Origin of the sequence: Micromonospora sp. DT4 (assembly GCF_049841675.1) — a bacterium.
Lineage (GTDB): Bacteria > Actinomycetota > Actinomycetes > Mycobacteriales > Micromonosporaceae > Micromonospora.
In genome coordinates this window covers 1-18,321 of the sequence record NZ_JBNCKT010000027.1, presented here as the reverse complement: position 1 = coordinate 18,321, position 18,321 = coordinate 1, and the positions used below count along the sequence as shown (strand labels likewise).

Annotated in this window: 19 protein-coding genes; 8 read left to right on the top strand and 11 right to left on the bottom strand. The window is 72.9% G+C overall.

The genetic code is table 11. The features are described 5' to 3' along the window. Nucleotides 1-42 precede the first annotated feature (42 nt). Entirely contained in the window at nt 43-213 is a 171-nt protein-coding gene (locus ACLQ24_RS10970) for a hypothetical protein (RefSeq protein WP_425890898.1), read from the bottom strand. A 295-nt stretch (nt 214-508) separates the two neighbouring features. Here ACLQ24_RS10970 and ACLQ24_RS10965 point away from each other — a divergent pair, with 295 nt between their 5' ends. Beyond that, the gene (locus ACLQ24_RS10965; protein WP_425890896.1) at nt 509-1,477 is read left to right on the top strand and encodes an alpha/beta hydrolase family protein; all 969 of its coding nucleotides are present in this window, start codon (nt 509-511) and stop codon (nt 1,475-1,477) included. A 179-nt stretch (nt 1,478-1,656) separates the two neighbouring features. Here the strand turns inward: ACLQ24_RS10965 and ACLQ24_RS10960 are convergent, their stop codons facing one another. From ACLQ24_RS10960 to ACLQ24_RS10950, 3 genes are all read right to left on the bottom strand, one after another. After that, on the bottom strand, nt 1,657-2,619 hold the full coding sequence (locus ACLQ24_RS10960) for a zinc-binding dehydrogenase (RefSeq protein ID WP_425890895.1): 963 nt from the start codon (nt 2,617-2,619) through the stop codon (nt 1,657-1,659). 31 nt (nt 2,620-2,650) lie between these two features. Next, entirely contained in the window at nt 2,651-3,829 is a 1,179-nt protein-coding gene (locus ACLQ24_RS10955) for an NAD(P)-dependent malic enzyme (protein WP_425890894.1), read from the bottom strand. 145 nt (nt 3,830-3,974) lie between these two features. After that, nucleotides 3,975-4,325: a S24/S26 family peptidase gene (locus ACLQ24_RS10950; protein WP_425890892.1), complete on the bottom strand. Its 351-nt coding sequence runs from the start codon at nt 4,323-4,325 to the stop codon at nt 3,975-3,977. An 84-nt stretch (nt 4,326-4,409) separates the two neighbouring features. Between ACLQ24_RS10950 and sodN the strand changes: the two genes are divergently transcribed. The 3 genes from sodN to ACLQ24_RS10935 are packed head-to-tail and all read left to right on the top strand — an operon-like array spanning nt 4,410 to nt 5,771. Beyond that, nucleotides 4,410-4,814, top strand: coding sequence for a superoxide dismutase, Ni (sodN, locus tag ACLQ24_RS10945; RefSeq protein ID WP_355050524.1), 405 nt, complete (start codon nt 4,410-4,412; stop codon nt 4,812-4,814). Continuing rightward, the gene (locus tag ACLQ24_RS10940) at nt 4,811-5,332 is read left to right on the top strand and encodes a GNAT family N-acetyltransferase (protein ID WP_425890891.1); all 522 of its coding nucleotides are present in this window, start codon (nt 4,811-4,813) and stop codon (nt 5,330-5,332) included. Before sodN ends, ACLQ24_RS10940 begins: the two co-directional genes overlap by 4 nt. A 31-nt stretch (nt 5,333-5,363) precedes the next feature. Continuing rightward, on the top strand, nt 5,364-5,771 hold the full coding sequence (locus ACLQ24_RS10935) for an ATP-binding protein (RefSeq protein WP_355237623.1): 408 nt from the start codon (nt 5,364-5,366) through the stop codon (nt 5,769-5,771). A 121-nt stretch (nt 5,772-5,892) separates the two neighbouring features. On the opposite strand, the gene ACLQ24_RS10930 is transcribed toward ACLQ24_RS10935, so the two are convergent. Further along, nucleotides 5,893-6,282 carry a hypothetical protein gene (locus ACLQ24_RS10930; RefSeq protein WP_425890889.1) on the bottom strand — a complete coding sequence of 130 codons (390 nt, stop codon included), beginning with the start codon at nt 6,280-6,282 and terminating at the stop codon, nt 5,893-5,895. A 43-nt stretch (nt 6,283-6,325) separates the two neighbouring features. On the opposite strand from ACLQ24_RS10930, the gene ACLQ24_RS10925 reads away from it, so the two are divergent. Continuing rightward, complete coding sequence (locus ACLQ24_RS10925) at nt 6,326-7,276, top strand: diacylglycerol/lipid kinase family protein (RefSeq protein ID WP_425890888.1); 951 nt, start codon at nt 6,326-6,328, stop codon at nt 7,274-7,276. A 449-nt stretch (nt 7,277-7,725) separates the two neighbouring features. Beyond that, on the top strand, nt 7,726-7,983 hold the full coding sequence (locus ACLQ24_RS10920; protein WP_007072794.1) for a WhiB family transcriptional regulator: 258 nt from the start codon (nt 7,726-7,728) through the stop codon (nt 7,981-7,983). Nucleotides 7,984-8,069: 86 nt separating this feature from the next. On the opposite strand, the gene ACLQ24_RS10915 is transcribed toward ACLQ24_RS10920, so the two are convergent. The 4 genes from ACLQ24_RS10915 to ACLQ24_RS10900 are packed head-to-tail and all read right to left on the bottom strand — an operon-like array spanning nt 8,070 to nt 11,465. Beyond that, nucleotides 8,070-8,855: a sirohydrochlorin chelatase gene (locus tag ACLQ24_RS10915; protein WP_425890886.1), complete on the bottom strand. Its 786-nt coding sequence runs from the start codon at nt 8,853-8,855 to the stop codon at nt 8,070-8,072. Continuing rightward, entirely contained in the window at nt 8,837-9,598 is a 762-nt protein-coding gene (locus ACLQ24_RS10910; RefSeq protein ID WP_425890885.1) for a phosphoadenylyl-sulfate reductase, read from the bottom strand. Before ACLQ24_RS10910 ends, ACLQ24_RS10915 begins: the two co-directional genes overlap by 19 nt. Then, complete coding sequence (locus tag ACLQ24_RS10905) at nt 9,595-9,756, bottom strand: hypothetical protein (RefSeq protein WP_354858473.1); 162 nt, start codon at nt 9,754-9,756, stop codon at nt 9,595-9,597. Before ACLQ24_RS10905 ends, ACLQ24_RS10910 begins: the two co-directional genes overlap by 4 nt. Beyond that, on the bottom strand, nt 9,753-11,465 hold the full coding sequence (locus tag ACLQ24_RS10900; RefSeq protein ID WP_425890882.1) for a nitrite/sulfite reductase: 1,713 nt from the start codon (nt 11,463-11,465) through the stop codon (nt 9,753-9,755). The genes ACLQ24_RS10905 and ACLQ24_RS10900 overlap by 4 nt, the downstream gene beginning before the upstream one ends. 454 nt (nt 11,466-11,919) lie before the next feature. On the opposite strand from ACLQ24_RS10900, the gene ACLQ24_RS10895 reads away from it, so the two are divergent. Then, complete coding sequence (locus ACLQ24_RS10895; protein WP_425890881.1) at nt 11,920-13,395, top strand: glycosyltransferase family 39 protein; 1,476 nt, start codon at nt 11,920-11,922, stop codon at nt 13,393-13,395. 171 nt (nt 13,396-13,566) lie between these two features. Here the strand turns inward: ACLQ24_RS10895 and ACLQ24_RS10890 are convergent, their stop codons facing one another. Then, complete coding sequence (locus tag ACLQ24_RS10890) at nt 13,567-15,162, bottom strand: histidine kinase N-terminal domain-containing protein (protein WP_425890951.1); 1,596 nt, start codon at nt 15,160-15,162, stop codon at nt 13,567-13,569. A 30-nt stretch (nt 15,163-15,192) separates the two neighbouring features. Beyond that, entirely contained in the window at nt 15,193-16,224 is a 1,032-nt protein-coding gene (locus ACLQ24_RS10885; RefSeq protein ID WP_425890949.1) for an SIS domain-containing protein, read from the bottom strand. Between the two features lie 181 nt (nt 16,225-16,405). Here ACLQ24_RS10885 and ACLQ24_RS10880 point away from each other — a divergent pair, with 181 nt between their 5' ends. Then, nucleotides 16,406-18,235: a tetratricopeptide repeat protein gene (locus ACLQ24_RS10880; RefSeq protein ID WP_425890880.1), complete on the top strand. Its 1,830-nt coding sequence runs from the start codon at nt 16,406-16,408 to the stop codon at nt 18,233-18,235. The last annotated feature ends 86 nt before the right edge of the window (nt 18,236-18,321 follow it).

The following is an 18,321-nucleotide window of genomic DNA, read 5'->3' as shown; positions in this document are numbered from 1 at the left end:
GCCTTGCCACGCGGATGGTCAGGGCCTTGCCACGCGGGCTGGTCAGCTCATTGCCAACCAGGCGACGACGGCCACCAGCAGCACGACGACCACCGCACCGACGATGAGCGGCAGCCGGGACGGCGCGTCGGCCGGGCCGGTGGCCTCCGGCGTCTGGTTGAAGGCGCGGAACGCCTCGGTGTTGCCGCTGGGGTCGGTGTAATTCTCAGCCATGCCGGTGACCCTAGCGAAGCCGTACCCGACGCACCGCCCCCACCTCCGCGATCCCATCGAACCGGCCGGCGGAGGTGACCCGACCGGGCGGCGGGCAGAGCCGGGCCGGACGGCGGGGCGCGGTGCGCGTCCCGACACCGACGGTGGGACGGGGCGCACGGCTGGTCGCCCTCCGCGCCCTGCCGCAGCTGGAGGACCCGCTCAAGGGCACCACGTTCACCCTGGCGGTGATCGGGCCCGTACACCCCGCCCAAGCCCTCCGGCCCGCACCGTCGGACGGGGCACAATTGAGTCCATGCCCCGACGCGTCACTCCCGCACTGATGGCCAGCATCGTGCTCATCGCCGGCCTGGTCGGCTGCTCAGCGGACACCCGCCCGAGCGCGAGCGGGCAGACGCCGCCGGCCGAGCCGACGACCGCCGCCGCGTCGACCCCGAAGGTCGCCGCCGGAGTGGCCCCGAAGAACACCTTCGCGGTGGGCGTACGCCAACTCAAGCTGAACCGGGACGGCCGGGTGCTGCCGACGACGCTCTGGTACCCGGCGGCCGGGCAGTCCGGCGGCGCGCCCAAGCGGTCGGCGACGGCCGCCGAGGGCCGGTTCCCGGTGGTGATGTTCAGTCACGGCCTGGGTGGGCGACCGGACGACTATGCCAAGCTGCTGACCCGCTGGGCGGCGGCCGGTTTCGTGGTGGCCGCGCCGACGTTCCCGCACACTTCCAAGGGCACCGACAACAACGTCCTCGACGTGCTCAACCAGCCGGCCGACGTGTCGTACGCGCTGGACCAGGTGTTGGCGCTGGACGGCACGGCCGGCGACGGACTACGCAGCCGGTTGGACGGCGAGCGCGTGGCTGCGGCCGGGCACTCGGCCGGTGGGGTGACGACCATCGGCCTCTTCACCGCCGGTCGGGACGAGCGGCTGGACGCGGGTGTGGTGTTCGCTGGCACGGCGCTCGGGGTGGGCACCGCGTTCGCCGGTGCGGCCGCGCCGCAACTGTTCGTGCACGGCGAGCTGGACGAGGTGGTCGACTACGCGGCGGGCAAGGCGGCGTACGACAAGGTGCCCTGGCCGAAGGCGCTGCTCAGCCTGCCCAAGGGCGACCACGGGCGGGCGCTGCTCGGCGACACCGCGACGCTGCGGGTCGTCTCGGACACGTCCGTCGAGTTCCTGCGCTGGTCGCTGTACGGCGATGCGGAGGCCAGGAAGCGCATCTCCACCGATGCGACGCGCGGCGACATCGCCACCTTCGACGACCACCTCTGAACCACGCCCAAGATCCGCGCAGCATCAGGGATAGTGCTGCCTCAGCGCGCCGGGACGCAGCAGTTTCCCCGAAGTTGCGCGGATCTTCGCGAGCCGAGGCGAGGCGGGGCGGGCCGGGCCGGGGGCGAGGGCGGGCCGGGCCGGGGGCGAGGCGGGCCGGGGCGGGGGCGGGGCCGCGGTCAGGCCGTGTGGTCGACGACGATCTTGCCGAAGGCTTCGCCGGAGTGCAGGCGGGCAAAGGCGTCCTCGACCCGGCTGAACGGGATCACGCTGTCCACCACCGGGCGGACCTCGTTCTCGGCGCAGAACGCCAGCAGCTCGTACAGCTCCCCGGGGGTGCCCATCGACGTGCCCAGGATCTCCAACTGCATGGCGAAGAGCCGGCGCAGGTTGACCGACGGCTGGTGGCCGGCGGTGGCGCCGGAGACCACGATCCGGGCCATCGGGGCGGCCGACTTCATCGAGTGCTCGAAGGTCGCCGCGCCGACCGTCTCGATCACCACGTCGACCCGCTCCGGCAGCCGGGCACCGGAGTCCAGGGCGGTGGCCCCGAGCGCGGTGATCCGCTCGCGCTTGGCGGCGTCGCGGCTGGTCGCGTACACCCGCTTGCCCATCGCGACGGCGAGCGCGACGGCCGCCGTGGCGACGCCGCCTCCCGCGCCCTGCACCAGCACGCTGTCGGCGTCCGCGACGCGGCCCTTGGTGGTCAGCATCCGCCACGCGGTCAGCCAGGCCGTGGGCAGGCACGCCGCGTCGGTCGCCGCCATGCCGTCGGGCAGCGGGATCAGGTTCGCCCGGGGTACGGCGACCCGCTCGGCGAGGGTCCCGGCGAAGTGCTCGGAGAGGATGGAGACTCCGCGCGGGTCACTGGGAGTGACGACGACCGGGTAGACGACCACCTCGTTGCCCTCGGCGTCCACGCCGACCGCGTCGCAACCGAGGATCATCGGCAACTGGGCCTCGGTGAGCCCCACCCCGCGCAGCGACCAGAGGTCGTGGTGGTTGAGCGAGGTGGCGCTCACCTGCACGGTCACCCAGTCGTCCTCCGGGTGGGTCGGCTCGGGCCGCTCACCGACCGTGAGGGCGGCGAGCGGATCGGCGTCGTCGAAGCGGGTGGCGAAGGCAGCACGCATGATCGGCACGGTAACAAGCTGAGCGCTCGTTAAGAAAGGCTCACCGCCGGGCCACGCCGTCGCGGCGGGCGGCCTCGGCGACGGCCTCGGCGACGGCCGGGGCGACACGCGGGTCGAGCGGCGACGGGACGATCGCGTCGGCGGTCAGCGACTCGGCCACCACGCCGGCGATGGCGTCGGCGGCGGCGACCTTCATCCCCTCGGTGATCCGGGTGGCCCGCGCGTCCAGCGCGCCGCGGAACACCCCGGGGAACGCCAGCACGTTGTTGATCTGGTTGGGGTAGTCGCTGCGGCCGGTGGCGACCACCGCGACGTGCCGGGCAGCCACCTCGGGGTGCACCTCCGGAGTCGGGTTGGCCAGCGCGAACACGATCCCGCCGGGTGCCATACCGGCGACGGCGGCCTCCGGGATCTCGCCTCCACTGACGCCGATCAGCACGTCGGCGTCGCGCAGGGCCTCGGTGATGTCGCCCTGGCGGCCGTCGGCGTTGGTGCTCGCCGCCAGCTCGGCCTTGCCACCGGTCAGCTCGGCGCGGTGCGGGCCGATGATCCCCTTGGAGTCGCAGACCACCACATGGTCGGGGTTGACGCCCCCGGCGATGAGCATCTTGGTCACGGCCACGCCGGCCGCGCCCGCGCCGCTCACCGTGACCCGCAGGTCACCGAGCTTGCGGTTGAGCAGGGCGGCGGCGTTGCGCAGCGCGGCGAGCACCACGATGGCGGTGCCGTGCTGGTCGTCGTGGAAGACCGGGATGTCCAGCGCCTCGTCGAGTCGCCGCTCGATCTCGAAGCAGCGCGGCGCGCTGATGTCCTCCAGGTTGATCCCGCCGAACGACGGGGCCAGCGCCCGCACCACCGCGATGATCTCGTCCACGTCCTGGGTGTCCAGGCAGACCGGCACCGCGTCCACCCCGGCGAACTGCTTGAACAGCACCGCCTTGCCCTCCATCACCGGCAGCGCGGCGCGCGGTCCGATGTTGCCGAGCCCCAGCACCGCCGAGCCGTCGGTCACCACCGCGACCGCGTGCGACGCCCAGGTGTAGTCGTCGGCCAGGTCGGGATCGGCGGCGATCGCCTCGCACACCCGGGCCACCCCCGGGGTGTACGCGAGGGAGAGGTCCTCGCGGCTGGTGAGCGGCACCGTCGACGCGACGGCCATCTTGCCGCCGACGTGCAGTTGGAAGACGGGATCAGCGGGGTCCACGATGGACGAAGACATGGCGGTGACTCCAGGATCTGTCGAGCAGATGTGAGGCGGCGGGCCCGGCCGCGAGGTGGGCGGCGAGCAATGGCACGCGGCGCGGGGGGTCACCCGGGCACTTTCCGAGCATAGTGTCGACCCTGCCCCCCGGATGTGAGCAGGGTCATATCAGGCGACGAGGCACCCGTCCGGGGCGCGGCCAGTAGCGCGCCACCACCCGACCCCGTACGTCCGCCACGCCGTACGCCCGGGAGTCGTCGGTGATCAGGTCGTTGTCGCCGCGTAGCCACCAGCCACCGTCCTGCGGCCGGACCGCACGCTTGACGACCAGCAGCTCCGGCCGCGTCCGGAAGACCGCGACCACCACGTCACCGGGTCGGGTCGAACGTCCGCCCGAGCGGACCAGCACCGCGTCGCCGTGCCGCAGCGTCGGCGCCATGGACGGGCCGATCACCGCGACCGCCGTCAGCGGGCCGCGCAGGCGGGGCGCCTCACCCGGGTGATCGGCGCGCACTGGTTTCACCTCCGCCCGGTTCGGGGAGCATTCTCAGGAGTAATGTCGCCTTTGATCATCGCAAACTTTTCCTGGAGGATCCCGATGCGACTTCCGCGCATCCTTGCGCCCCGCGTCACCGCGAGCGCTCACTGCGACCTGCCGTGCGGCGTCTACGACCCGGCCCAGGCCCGGATCGAGGCCGAGTCGGTCAAAATGATCTGCGAGAAGTACCAGGCGAACACCGACCCGGAGTTCCGCACCCGGGCGGTCATCATCAAGGAGCAGCGCGCCGAGCTGGTCAAGCACCACCTGTGGGTGCTCTGGACCGACTACTTCAAGGCGCCGCACTTCGAGAAGTACCCGAACCTGCACACCCTGTTCAACGAGGCCACCAAGCTCGCTGGCGCCAGTGGCGTCAAGGGCAGCCTCGACCCGGCCACCGCCGACCAGCTCCTCGCGAAGATCGACGAGATCGCGAAGATCTTCTGGGAGACCAAGAAGGCGTGACCACCCCCGTCACCCCGACGATCCGGCCGGTACGTCCCCAGGACGTACCGGCCGTCGTCGCCATGGTGCACGAGTTGGCGGAGTACGAACGCGCCCCCGAGCAGTGCCACCTCACCGACGACCAGCTCACCTCGGCGCTCTTCGCGACTGCGCCGGCGCTCTTCGGTCACGTCGCGGTCGACGAGCGCGACGAGCCGGTCGGCTTCGCCCTGTGGTTCCTCAACTTCTCCACCTGGGCCGGAGTGCACGGCATCTACCTGGAGGACCTCTACGTCTCCCCGGCCGCCCGGGGCACCGGCGCGGGTCGACTGCTGCTCGCCACGCTGGCCGACATCTGCGTACGCCGGGGATACCGGCGGCTGGAGTGGTGGATGATCGAGTGGAATCCGGCCGCCGGCTTCTACGCCTCGATCGGCGCGGAGCAGATGAGCGAGTGGGTCCCGTACCGGCTCAGTGGTGACGCCCTGCGGGATCTCGCCGCTCAGGCGGAGGCCGCCGACACGCACCCGGGCGACTGACCGGGTAGAGTCCCCGACCGGGGGGATGAGCGTGACTCAACTGACCGGCCAGCCAGCGACCGACGACGACGTGGTGCACCTCACGGTGCCCGCCGACGGCGGTTACCTCGGCGTGCTCCGCACCGCCACCGCCGGCCTCGCGGCCCGGCTGCAGTTTGCCCTCGACGAGATCGAGGATCTGCGGATCGCTGTCGACGAGGCGTGCGCCATGCTGCTCGCCATCGCCACTCGGGACGCCGAGTTGGAGTGTCGGTTCTCCGTCACCAACGACGCGCTGACCGTCGAGGTGACCGTGCCGACCGTCCGCGGTGCCACGCTGCCCGCCGAGTCGTCCTTCGCCTGGAAGGTGCTCACCGCGCTGACGACGTCGGCGTCCGCCACGGCCGCCGACGGCCGGGCGACGATCTCGTTGCTGACCCGCCGCTCCGGCGGCTACTGACCGACGGGCCCGGCGCCAGGTCGCGAGCTGAGCCGCGGCGTTCCGGGTAGGGCCGCACGCTCGCGCTGAGCGCGCTCCGCCGGGCAGGGACGCGCGCTGCGCCGCGTACCGCCGGTCGGGGTCACTCGAAACCGAGGGCCTTGGTCGTGGGCGGGCTGACGAGCAGCCAGCCGACGCCCAGGCCGAGCGCCATCAGCGGTACGCCCAGCCAACCCAGGCCGGCCTGGATCATGAACCAGCCGATCGGCAGCAGCATCAGCTGAAGGACGATCGCGGGGGCGCGTGCGCCGGCCCGTCGGCGCAGCAGCGCGCGGCCCAGCGCCCAGAGTGCGGCGGCGGCCCCGACGGCGAACGCGGTCACCAGCAACGCCGACGCGAGGTCGGTGGTGGTGGCGGTCAGGTCCGCCCAGACCAACCAGACCGCGATCAGCCCGACGGCGACCGCCTCCGCCCACAGCAGCCGCACCGCCCAGCGAAGCGTGACGGGAATCGGGGCCGAGTCGATGGTCACGCGCGCCACGATACTCGTGCTAACGAGAGGTACAGTGCCGCCCATGCGGGCCGTCCTGGTGGTCAATCCGAAGGCCACCACCACCAGCGAACGCAGCCGGGACGTGCTTGTCCGGGCGCTGCGCAGCGAAGTCGATCTCAGTGTGCGCTACACCCGTCGCCGGGGGCACGCCATGGCGCTGGCCCGGGAGGCGGCTGCCGAGGGCGTCGACCTCGTCGTCACCCTGGGTGGTGACGGCACCGTGAACGAGGTGGTGAACGGCCTGATGACGGCCGAACCGCCGGCCGGCGTCGAGGGCGCTTCGATGGCAGAGCAGCTGCCCGCGCTGGCCACCGTTCCAGGCGGTTCGACGAACGTGTTCGCCCGCGCGTTGGGTCTGCCCCGGGAATGGCCGGACGCGACCAGCATGATCCTGGAAGGGCTGCGCCTGCGCCGGGAGCGCACGGTCGGGCTGGGCCGCGCGGACGATCGCTACTTCACCTTCTGCGCCGGGTTCGGCCTGGACGCCGCCGTGATCCACCGCGTGGAGCAGGCCCGCCGCAAGGGGCGGGTCTCCACTCCCGGGCTCTACCTGCGCTCGATCATGAGCCAGTACTTCTTCGCCTCGGACCGGCGGCATCCGGCGATCAGCCTGGAGCGTCCGGGTGAGGAGGTGGAGGGTGAGTTGGCCACCGTCATCGTCCAGAACACCGCGCCGTGGACCTACCTGGGTGATCGGGAGGTCAACCCGAACCCGGAGGCGTCGTTCGATCTCGGCCTCGACGTGCTGGCGCTGCGTCAGCTACGGGTGGCTAGCACAACACGGACAGTGACCCAGTTCATGTCCCGGCAGCCGGATCCGAACGGTCGTCAGGTGTTGCGGCTCCATGACACTGCGGAGTTCACGCTGCTCTCCAGCCGTCCGCAGGCGTTCCAGCTCGACGGCGACTATCTTGGCGAGCGGGATAAAGTCAGATTCACCTCCATTCCGGCCGCACTCAGAGTAATCTGCTAGGTCTCGGGTACTGCCCTTGGTCGACGCGGCGCCGCAACCGCACCGGCAGGCGCCGCCACACCGAGGGGTAGGTGCCGGAAATGTCAGCAATGTCAGGCGGACTGTACTATATTGATCCTCGGCTGTGGCACGGCGGGTAACCAGGAAGGCACTGGAACCCGGACAAATGGGTTGTGGGCTTGCTCACCTGCCCAGAGTTTTTCCGAGCGCCACTCTTGACATCACGAGCGTTCGTGAAAGTATTCACAAGCGAACTTGAGTTACCGGGACATTGCCTGGATATGCTCGTCAGGTTGAGCTGTTCCAGCAGGTCCCCGGGGGCTAACTGCCTGCTCACGCACTGCCGAATGGTCAGACGCGAACGGTCACCATCGGCACTGCGGATGCATATAGGTAAAGCACTACCCGCAATAAATTGCTACCCATCCAGAATGAGGAGTGTTGCCGCCATGGACTGGCGTCACCATGCTGTCTGCCGCGACGAGGACCCGGAGCTGTTCTTCCCGATTGGGACGTCCGGACCGGCTCTCCTGCAGGTCGAGCAGGCCAAGGCCGTCTGCCGGCGCTGCTCCGTCACCGACCAGTGCCTCCAGTGGGCGCTCGAGTCGGGTCAGGACGCCGGCGTCTGGGGCGGGATGAGCGAGGAGGAGCGGCGCGCTGTCAAGCGGCGCGGCGGTCTCCGGGTGCTGCGCGCTCACTCCGCCTGATCCCCCAACGACACAGCAGTACGCCCCGGCGGGTTCGCCTGCCGGGGCGTACTGCTGTCCGGAACCGTCCCCGCCCCGACGAACGGTCAGACCGACTCGTCGACCCGGTGCAGCACCAACTCGGCCAACTCGGGCGCATCCGTCAACGGGGCCGCCACCGCCACGGCACCGGCCGCCCGCGCCGACTCGATCACCGCGTCGTGGAACAGGCCCGGCGCGAGGAAGTACGCGGACACCGCCACCCGGCGCGCGCCGGCCGCCCGCAGCCGGGCTACGGCCACACCCGTCGCCGGTGGGGCCGCCGAGGCGTACGACACCCGGCAGGGCGCCCCGAACTCAGCGCCGAGCGCATCCGCCACCCGGCCCACGGAACCACGCGCACGCGCGTCCCGGGTGCCCGCGGCGGCCAGCACCAGGGCGTCGAAGCGGCCCGGGGTGACCTCGCTCAGCCGACGGCGCAGCCCCGCCAGCAACGCCGGCGCCACGGTGCCGTCCGCGGGGCCCAGCACGTCGGTCACCCGTACCGTCAGTGTTGACCCAGCCGCCGTCGCGGCGGCCACCGCCGCCGGTATGTCCACCCGGCGGTGGTACGCGGCGGTCAGCAGCAGCGGCACCACCACCGCGCTCCGGTGCCCCGCCTCGGCCAGCGTGCGCAGCACCTCGGCCGGTCCCGGCTCGGTGTGGTCCAGCCAACTCGCCCACACCGACAGGCCCGACCGGGCCGCCGACACCGCCCGGGCCAGCGCACGGGTGGCCTCGGCGGCGCGTGGATCCCGGCTGCCGTGCGCGACCAGCACCACCGGGTCCGCTCCGCCCGCCGCACCCGGGCCGGTCGGGGTCGTCGACGACGCGGTCAGACGTGCAGCCCGCACTCGGTCTTCTCGAACATGGCCCACCGGCCGGCCCGCGGGTCCTCGCCCGCCTTCGTCCGGCGCGTGCACGGCCAGCAGCCGATCGAGCCGTACCCCTGCTTGAACAGCTCGTTGACCGGCACGTTCCAGCGGGCGATGTAGGCGTCCACGTCCCCCTGCGACCAGGCCGCGATCGGGTTGACCTTGACCTTGCCGCGCCGGGCGTCGAACGTCACCACCGGCGTGTTCGCCCGGGTCGGCGACTCGTCCCGGCGCAGACCGGCGGCCCAGGCGTCGTACCCGGACAGGGCCCGCTCCAACGGCTCCACCTTGCGCAACTGGCAGCAGTCGTCCGGCGACTTGTTGAACAGTCGCGGACCGTACTGGCCGTCCTGCTGCCCCACGGTGAGCCGGGGTCGGATCGACCGGACGTTCACCGGGAGCGTACGGGCGACCTCGTCGCGTACGCGGAGGGTCTCGGGGAAGTGCAGACCGGTGTCGAGGAAGACCACGTCCACTCCCGGGGCGACCCGGGACACCAGGTGGGCCAGGACGGCGTCGGCCATCGAGCTGGTGACGCAGAACCGGTCGCCGAACGTCTGCGCCGCCCACCGGGCGATCTCCAGCGCGGGGGCGCCCTCCAGGTCCCGGGCGGCGTCCTCGGCCAGCGTGCGCAGCTCGTCCGGGCTGCGAACGGCCGGCTCGGTCGACGTCTGGGCACCCGGACCGACAAGGCGCAGGCTCGCGGCGGAGACGAGACTCATCGGGTCACCGCCTGCGAGAGCAGCCCGGTGAACTTCACCGAGAAGACCCGGGCGCAGGCGTGGCACTCCCAGGCGCCGTGCCCTGCCTCGTGCGGCCGCAGGTCCTCCTCGCCGCAGTACGGGCAGTACAGGGGTGCCGCTCGGTTCTCGCTGCTCATCGCAGTTCCTCCTCGTCGACTCTGATCACCCAGTTGGCGAACGTCTCGCCCTCGCTGCGCCCGGCCAGGTAGCGACGGGCCAGCCGTTCCACGTACTCCGGAAGCTCCTCGGCGGTGGTCTTGAGGCCGCGCAGCTTGCGGCCGAAACCGGCGGTCTGCCCCCGCGCCATGCCCAGCCCGCCGCCCAGGTGCACCTGGAAGCCCTCCACCTGCCGGCCGTCCGGGCCCACCACCAGCTGACCCTTGAGGCCGATGTCGGCCACCTGGGTACGGGCGCACGCGTTCGGGCAGCCGTTGATGTGGATCGAAATGTCCGCGTCGAAGTCGCGCAGCCGCTGCTCCAGCCGGGCCACCAGCTCCTCGCCGCGGGCCTTGGTCTCGACGATGGCGAGCTTGCAGTACTCGATGCCGGTGCATGCCATGGTGCCGCGCCGCCAGGCCGACGGCCGGGCCTCCAGGCCGATCCCGCGCAGCGCGTCGACGAGCGACTCCGTCCGCTCCGACGGCACGTCGAGCACCAGCAGCTTCTGGTACGGGGTGAGCCGGACCCGGTCGCTGCCGTGCGCCTCGACCACGTCGGCCAGTTGGGCGAGCTGCCCACCCGAGACCCGCCCGACCACCGGTGCGGCCCCGACGTAGTGCCGCCCGTCGGCCTGCTCGTGCACGCCCACGTGGTCGATCGGCTTCGCCGGCAGCTCCGGGGCGGGGCCGTCGAGCAGCGTACGACCCAGGTACTCCTTCTCCAGGACCTCGCGGAAGCGCTCCACACCCCAGTCGGCCACCAGGAACTTCAGCCGGGCCCGGTTACGCAGCCGGCGGTAGCCGTAGTCGCGGAAGATGCCGACCACCCCGGCCCACACGTCGGGGATCTCGGCCAGCGGCACCCAGACGCCGAGCCGCTGGGCCAGCATCGGGTTGGTGGAGAGCCCGCCGCCGACCCAGAGGTCGAAGCCGGGGCCGTGCTCGGGGTGGTCGACGCCGAGGAGGGCGATGTCGTTCGACTCGTACGGCGTGTCGACCAGCCAGGAGATGGAGGTCTTGAACTTGCGCGGCAGGTTGGAGTACTGCTTGTCGCCCACGTACCGGGAGACGATCTCGTCGATCGCCGGGGTCGGGTCGAGCAGCTCGTCACGGGCCACCCCGGCGACCGGGCTGCCCAGCACGATGCGCGGACAGTCGCCGCACGCCTCGGTCGTCTGCAGGCCGACCGACTCGAGCCGACGCCAGATCTCCGGCATGTCCTCGACGCGGATCCAGTGGTACTGGATGTTCTGCCGGTCGGTGATGTCGGCGGTGTCGCGGGCGAACTCCCGGGAGATGTCCGCGATGACGCGCAGCTGGGCCAGGCTGAGCTGGCCGCCGTCGATGCGCACCCGGAGCATGAAGAACTCGTCCTCCAGCTCGTGCGGCTCCAGCACGGCGGTGCGCCCGCCGTCGATGCCTGCCTTGCGCTGGGTGTAGAGGCCCCACCAGCGGAAACGGCCGCGCAGGTCCTGCGGGTCGATGGAGGCGAAGCCACGGTGCGCGTAGATGTTCTCGATGCGGGCGCGGACGTTGAGCGGGTCGTCGTCCTTCTTGATCCGCTCGTTGGGGTTGAGCGGCTCGCGGTGACCGAGCGCCCACTGACCCTCACCCCGGGGCCGGCGCGGCGGCCGGGCGGGCCGGGCCGTCGGGTCCCCGGACCGGGCCGGGATGCTGCTGACCGCCATCGCGGCGTCCTCCGTTGTTTGCTGTGCCTCGGGCTACGCGGGGCGCGGCGGCCGGCCCGCGAAGCGGGCGGGACAACGGTGTCTTCAGACAGCCGGCGCGGAGCGCGCCCGAGACGGATTGGTCGGGCGTCGTCAGTAGGCCGGACAGATCGCGCTGCGCACGCGGCCGTAATCGACGTGGCGACGAGCCACGAACCGGCGGACGACTGCGGCGGTCATGGGCCCATGCTGCCACACCCCATGGGGGCCGGCCAATGTCCGCGTGTGGGATCCCACATCACGGGTCAACCCCTCCCCGGCCCCGCGATCTTGCACGTTCTGTTGCGAGACAAGGGGCACCACGCCCATATCGGCAACCGAAACTGCAAGATCGACGCGGCTTGGTGCGGCCAGGTCAGCGCGGCACTTTGCGGGGTGAGCCCGGGGGCCTCGGCGGCATGGCAGGCTCGGGGCTGTGGGCGGATTGTCCGGGAAGGCGATCGGGGTCGCGCGGGGCGTGCCCGTCTGGCTGCTTCCGGCACTGCTGACCCTGGCGATCACGCTGACCGGGATCGGCTCGGCCCAGCTCTGGCGCGACGAGCTGGCGACCTGGAGCGCCGCCACCCGGTCGCCGGGCGAACTCGCTCGACTGGCCGGAACCATCGACGCCGCCACCGGACCGTACTACCTGTTCATGCACGTCTGGACAGCCCTCGTCGGCGACTCCACGACCGCCCTGCGGGTGCCTGCCGCAGTGGCGATGGCCGTCGCCGCCGGGCTGCTCGCCGTCCTGGGCGCCTGGCTGATCGACAGGCGGGCCGGCCTCCTCGCCGGGCTGCTGTTCGCGGTGCTGCCCAGCACCTCCCGGTACGGGCAGGAGGCCCGCCCGTACGCCTTGGCCACCGCCCTCGCGGTGCTCGCCACGCTGATGCTGGTGGCCGCGCTGCGCAGGCCGGGTTGGGCCCGTTGGGCCGGGTACGCCGTCGCCGTGGCCGCGCTCGGGCTCACCCATCTGGTCGCGCTCACCCTGCTGGCCGCGCACGCGCTGGTCGTGCTGATCTGCTGGTGGAGAGGCCCCGCCGTGGCCGGCATCGCCGAGCCCGGCGGTCGGGACCGGGGGGTGTGGCGCTGGGCGGTCGCGCTGGTGCCGGCCGTGCTCGTGGTGACACCGCTGCTGCTGCATGCCCGCGCACAGCGGTCGGAGCAGTTGAGCTGGGTCGCCCTGGCACGGCCGGACGACCTGAGCGCGCTGCCGGGCGGCGTGGCCCAGAGCAGCGTGGTGGGCGGCCTGCTGGTCGGGGTCGCCGCGCTCGGCGCGGCCCAACTCCGACGGCGTGCTCTGCTACCGCTGAGCGCGGTGCTGCTGCCGGTCCTGCTGCTCTTCGTGGCCGGCGCGGTCGTACCGCTGTGGGTCCCCCGCTACCTGGTCTTCGTGGCGCCGTTCGCCTGCCTGCTGGCCGGCGCGGCGCTGGCGTCGGTGCCCGCGCCGGCCGCGCTGGCCATGGTGGTCCTGGCCGGGCTCCTCGGCCTTCCCGACCAGGCCGCGCTGCGGCGGACCCACGAGTGGCCGCGCAGCGCGCCGGTGGACTACGCGGGCGTTGCCCGGGTGATCGCCGACGGCCAGCGCCCCGGAGACACCGTGGTCTACTCCCCCCGGCACAGTTGGCTCTTCCTCGACCTGGGCATCCAGTACCACCTCGACGACCCACCACGGGACGTGCTCGTCACCGAGGACGAGGTCGCCCGGGGCGACCTGTGGGCCGCCGAGTGTCCGCGACCGGCGCAGTGCCTGGCCGGCTCGGCACGCGTCTGGCTCGTGGTCGCCGGCCGGCACGCCGAGCCGCTGGCCGCCGTGCCGGGCACCAAGGGCGACGCGCTGCGCGCGCGATTCACCGTCGCCCAGGTCTGGCAGCGCCCAGGCCTGACCGTAGCCCTGCTGACCAGCCGCTGACCCACAAGCCACCGGGCGGACCCGCGCGGCGTCGGCTGACGACCTCATCGCCCAAGAGGCGCGGCCGGCCCACTGCGATGAGCGTGATGCCTGTGCGTCATCTTGATGACGCACAGGCATCACGCTCATTCTGGTGTCCGCCCCGGAAAGGGGTCGTCAGCAGAGGGCGGCTCAGCCCTGGGAGCGGCCGTCCGGGGCGGTGCGGGCCAGCGGGACGATCAGCAGCGCCTCGGTGCCGCCGTTGGCGCCCGCGCGCAGTTCGATGGTGCCACGTAGCTCGCCCGTGACCAGGGCTCGGACGATCTGGAGGCCGAGCCTGCTGCCGCGTTCGGCGTCGAACTCGGGCGGTAGCCCGCGCCCGTTGTCGGTCACCGATACGTGCAGCATCTTGCGGAACCGGTGCGCGGAGACCACCACCTCGGGCCGCAGCGACGGATCGACCTCGGGAGCGGCGGCCGGCACCATGCCCGAGGCGGCGGCGGGCGCGGCCGGCTCCTCGGCCTCGTCCGTCGGTGGGAAGCCATGCTCGACGGCGTTGAGCAGCAGCTCGTTGAGCACCATCACCAGCGACGTGGCGATCTCGGCCGGCAGTACGCCGAAGCTGCCCTGACGACGCATGCCGACGCTCACCTCGGTCGCCGCGACCTCGGTGGCCGCGCTGGCCACCCGGTCGACGATCCCGTCGAACTCGACCGCCTCGTCGCTCGACATCGAGAGCGTCTCGTGCACGAGGGCGATCGAGGCGACCCGGCGTACGGACTCCTCGAGTGCGACCCGGGCCTCCGGCATGGACACCCGGCGGGCCTGCAACCGCAGCAGCGCGGCCACGGTCTGGAGGTTGTTCTTCACCCGGTGGTGGATCTCCCGGATGGTGGCGTCCTTGGTGATCAGCGCCCGATCACGGCGACGGACCTCGGTGATGTCCCGCACCAGCACCAGCGCGCCGATCGGCACACCGGCGGGCATCAGCGGCAGCGCCCGGGTGAGCATCGTGGCGCCGCGCGCGTCGATCTCCCGGCGGGGCGGCGCCTCGCCGCGCAGCGCGGCCAGGATGCCGTTCGCCGCCTCGGTGCCGTCCAGCGGATCGCCGGCCAGCCGGCGGTGCAGCGCGGCCAGGTCCTCACCCACCAGGTGGGAGGCGTAGCCCAACCGCCGGTACGCGGACTGCGCGTTCGGGCTCGCGTAGGTGACCTTGCCACCGGCGTCCAGGCGCACCAGGCCGTCGCCGACGCGGGGTGCGGAGGTGGTCTCACCCGGGTGCCGGGGCGGCGGGAAGGTGCCGTCGGCGATCATCTGAGCCAGGTCGTCGGCGGTGGTCAGGTAGTTGAGTTCGAGCTGGCTGGGCGTACGCGCGGTGGAGAGGTTGGTGTCCCGGCCGACGACGGCGATCACCTCGCCGGCCTCGCCGTCGGCGGTGCGGAGCCGGACCGGGATCGCCTCGTGCCGGGCCGGCACGTCGCCGTACCAGACCGGGTCGCCCTCGCGCCAGATCCGCCCCTGGGAGTAGGCGACCCCGAGATGGGCCACCTCCGAGCCGCCGATGATCCGGCCCACCTGGTCGTCCTGGTACGCGGTGGGCGCGGTCGTCGGACGGACCTGGGCGACGCAGAGGAACGTCCCGTCGGCGTCCACCGGCACCCAGAGCAGCAGGTCGGCGAAGGACAGATCGGAGAGCAACTGCCAGTCACCGGCGATCCGGTGCAGGTGGTCGATGTCGGCCGGACGGAGGTGGGTGTGCTCCTCGGCGAGGTCGCGCAGCGTGGACACGGTGACCAGGGTGCCACGCCGCGCCACGCCTCACATCGTCGCGGTGACCTTCTTCAGGCCGCGCGGTGCGTCCGGGTCCTCACCGCGGCTCAGTGCCAACGCCAGCGCCAGGCGCTGCAACGGCAGGATGTCCAGCAGCGGGGCGTACCGCTCGTCGACCTCGGGGACGGCGAGTCGCGCGGTGCCCGGCACGTCGGCGGAGCCGACCACCACCACGTCGGCGCGGCGCTCGCCGAGGCGGGGCAGCACCTCGCCCATCGACCGGCCGCCGGGGCCGGAGCCGATCACGGCGAGCACCGGGACCTCCGGGTCGGTCATCGCGAGCGGGCCGTGCAGCAGGTCGGCGCCGGAGAAGGCGAGCGCCGGCAGGTACGAGGTCTCGATCAGCTTCAGCGCGGCCTCGCGGGCGGTCGGGTAGGCGTACCCCCGGCCGGTGGTGACGAGTTGGCGGGCGAAGCGGTAGCGCGGCGCGAGCTGGGCCGGGGTGTCGTCGGCCAGGGTCCGCGCGGCCAGGTCGGGCAGCGCGGCGAGCGCCTGCCGCTCGGCCGCCGGGAGTACGCCGTCGCCGGCCCGGATTCCCTCCACCAGCATCAGCAGGGCGAGCAGTTCGGCGGTGTACGTCTTGGTCGCCGCCACCGCGCGCTCGTGCCCGGCGGCGATGTCGATGCTCAGCTCGGCCGTCTCGGCCAGCGGGGAGCCGGGGGCGTTGGTCACCGCGAGGGTGAGCGCGCCGGAGGCCCGCGCGGCGCGCAGCACCTCGGCCAGGTCGGGCGAGCCACCGCTCTGGCTGACCCCGACGACGAGCGCGTCGGACAGGTCGGGGCGCGCGCCGAACAGGGTGACCACGCTCGGCGACGCGAGCCCGGCGGGCAGGCCGAGCCGGATCTCGGTCAGATACGCACCGTAGAGGGCGGCGTGGTCGGACGTGCCCCGGGCGGTGAAGACGACGTGCCGAGGTCGACGCTCGGCCACGGCCGCGGCCACCCGGGCGATCGCCGCCGCGTTGGCGCTGTCGACCAGGCGCGCGTAACCGGCCGGCTGCTCATCGATGTCGGCGGCCATTCCGGACCCAGCGGTTGTCACGGACACTCCCCTCTTGCGCGATTGCCGCGCGTTTCCTGCTCAGTCTTGCACTATTTTGCTGACCTGAGCAATTATTCGAGCAGCAGTGCGCAGTTGATCACTTGATCATCTCAACATCAACTACGCTGGCCCCGCCGAGTAGCTGCGACGAGAGGACACCGTGCCCGAGGGAAGGGACAACCCCGCGCTCTCCGCGACGGAGGAGCTGGCCCTGGCCCGTCTGGCACTGGGCGAGGGTGACCTCCACCACGCCGCCCGGCACCTCGCCGGGGCGCTGACGCGGGCGCCCACCCTGCCCGAGGTGCACGAGACGCTGGCCCGCCTCGCCGCGGCCGACGGCGGCGGGCTGGACCTCTTCCCGATCAACCATCACACCTTCGTGGGCGCGGCCGTCGCCCGCGCCCACCTGCTGGCCGCCGCCGGCCGCCCCGCCGAGGGTCTGGAACTGCTCGCCGCGGCGACCAGCCACGCGCCCGGCACCGAGTGGGCGGGCGTGCCGTGGGTGACCGCTCCCGAACTGGCCGAGCGGCTGGAGCCGGACCGCCTGGCCCGCGTTCTCATGCAGGTCTGCGCAGCCTTGGGCGACCCGGTGCCGCGCGCCGGCCGGGCCGCCCTCGCGCCGTACCTCACGCTGGCCCGCAACGCCGTCACCGTCCATCCCGAGAACGGGATGCTGCTGGGCGCGGCGTCCGCGCTGGCCCGGCGTCTCGGCGAGGTCGCGCTGGCGATCCGCTGGGCCAGCCGAGGGGTACGGTGCCAGCCCTCGAAGATGGGCGAGGTCTGGCTCGGGTACGCGTACCGCAGCGCGGGCCGGACCCGCGACGCCCTCGCGGCCCTGTACCGGGCGGTCGACCTGAACCCCGACGACCTGGCCATCTACGCCGACATCGCGGGCACCCTCGCCGACACGGGCCGGCTCGACGACGCGCTGGAGTGGACCGAGCGGGCACTGGCCCGCGACCCGACGTTCGACTGCGCGGTGCACACCGCTCACCGCCTGCGGCACCTGCGCGACGGCGACGTGTCCCACCTCGTCGCGCTCGCCGACTTCATCCGTGACCACCCGGACGACAGTCACGAGCACGGCGATCTGGCCCAGTGCTGCCGTGGGCGGCCCTGGCTCGGGCAACTGACGCCGGCCGGCGGCCCCCTGGTGGACGCGCTCCGACAGGCGGTCGTGGATGACGACAATGGCGTCGGCAGCGTCGTACGCCTCGCGGCGGCAGCCCCACCGAGCGCCGTACGGACGGCAACGTCCGTGGCGCCCGGGCTGCGGATCGAGGTCGAGGGCTCGGTCGAGCCGGACCCGCACGAGCCTCGGCGCGCGTCCGCGCGGCGGCTGTGGACCTTCGCGGGGCATGTGCCGACGCCGGCGCTTCCCGCGCCCTCGGCGGCGGCGGTCGCGCGGATCGGCGCGGTGGCCCAACCGGCGTGGCCGCACCCGCCGGCCGCCTACGACGCGGCCGTGAGCCTGGCCGGGCTCGACGTGGACGACCTGCTCGGGCTGCTGGTGCACCCACCCGCCCCGCCGGCCAACGCGCTGGGGCGACTGCTGGCCGCCCAGGATCCGTCGATCTGGGTACGCGGGGTGCAGGTGTGGGCCTGCCTGGGGCTGCTGCACCAGCGCACCGACGAGCCCTGGGACGGCTCGATGAGACGACAGGTGCTGCTCGACCTGGTCTGGGGCGTGGAGGACTGGGTCACCGAAGCAGCGCTGTTCGCCCTGGTCACCGCGGCCTGGGTGGACCCGGCGGTGCGGTCGGACGTGGCCCGGGTGGTGGCGGAGCGGTTGGCCGACGTGGCGACGGTGGCCCAGGCGCGGCCGATGCCGATCGCGACCTCGCTGGCCCACCTCGCGCTGGCCATCCCCGCCGTCGACCCGGCCACCACGGCCCTCGCCACCCGGATGCTCGGCGACCGGGCCCCCCGACTTCCCCGCCCCCGCAAGCCGCTACGCCGCCTCTGGCAGCGCCTGACCCACCGACGCTGATTCCCCGCCGTAACGCGGAAGCGGGGGGGGCGCCCCCCCGCGGGGGCGCGGGGGGGGGGGGGGGGGGGGGGGCCCGCCGGCGCGGG

Bases quoted from the DNA above. Each gene is read 5' to 3' on its own strand.
- ACLQ24_RS10970 (WP_425890898.1), bottom strand. From the start codon at position 213: ATGGCTGAGAATTACACCGACCCCAGCGGCAACACCGAGGCGTTCCGC.
- ACLQ24_RS10965 (WP_425890896.1), top strand. From the start codon at position 509: ATGCCCCGACGCGTCACTCCCGCACTGATGGCCAGCATCGTGCTCATC.
- ACLQ24_RS10955 (WP_425890894.1), bottom strand. From the start codon at position 3,829: ATGTCTTCGTCCATCGTGGACCCCGCTGATCCCGTCTTCCAACTGCAC.
- sodN (WP_355050524.1), top strand. From the start codon at position 4,410: ATGCGACTTCCGCGCATCCTTGCGCCCCGCGTCACCGCGAGCGCTCAC.
- ACLQ24_RS10925 (WP_425890888.1), top strand. From the start codon at position 6,326: ATGCGGGCCGTCCTGGTGGTCAATCCGAAGGCCACCACCACCAGCGAA.
- ACLQ24_RS10920 (WP_007072794.1), top strand. From the start codon at position 7,726: ATGGACTGGCGTCACCATGCTGTCTGCCGCGACGAGGACCCGGAGCTG.
- ACLQ24_RS10910 (WP_425890885.1), bottom strand. From the start codon at position 9,598: ATGAGTCTCGTCTCCGCCGCGAGCCTGCGCCTTGTCGGTCCGGGTGCC.
- ACLQ24_RS10905 (WP_354858473.1), bottom strand. From the start codon at position 9,756: ATGAGCAGCGAGAACCGAGCGGCACCCCTGTACTGCCCGTACTGCGGC.
- ACLQ24_RS10900 (WP_425890882.1), bottom strand. From the start codon at position 11,465: ATGGCGGTCAGCAGCATCCCGGCCCGGTCCGGGGACCCGACGGCCCGG.
- ACLQ24_RS10885 (WP_425890949.1), bottom strand. From the start codon at position 16,224: ATGGCCGCCGACATCGATGAGCAGCCGGCCGGTTACGCGCGCCTGGTC.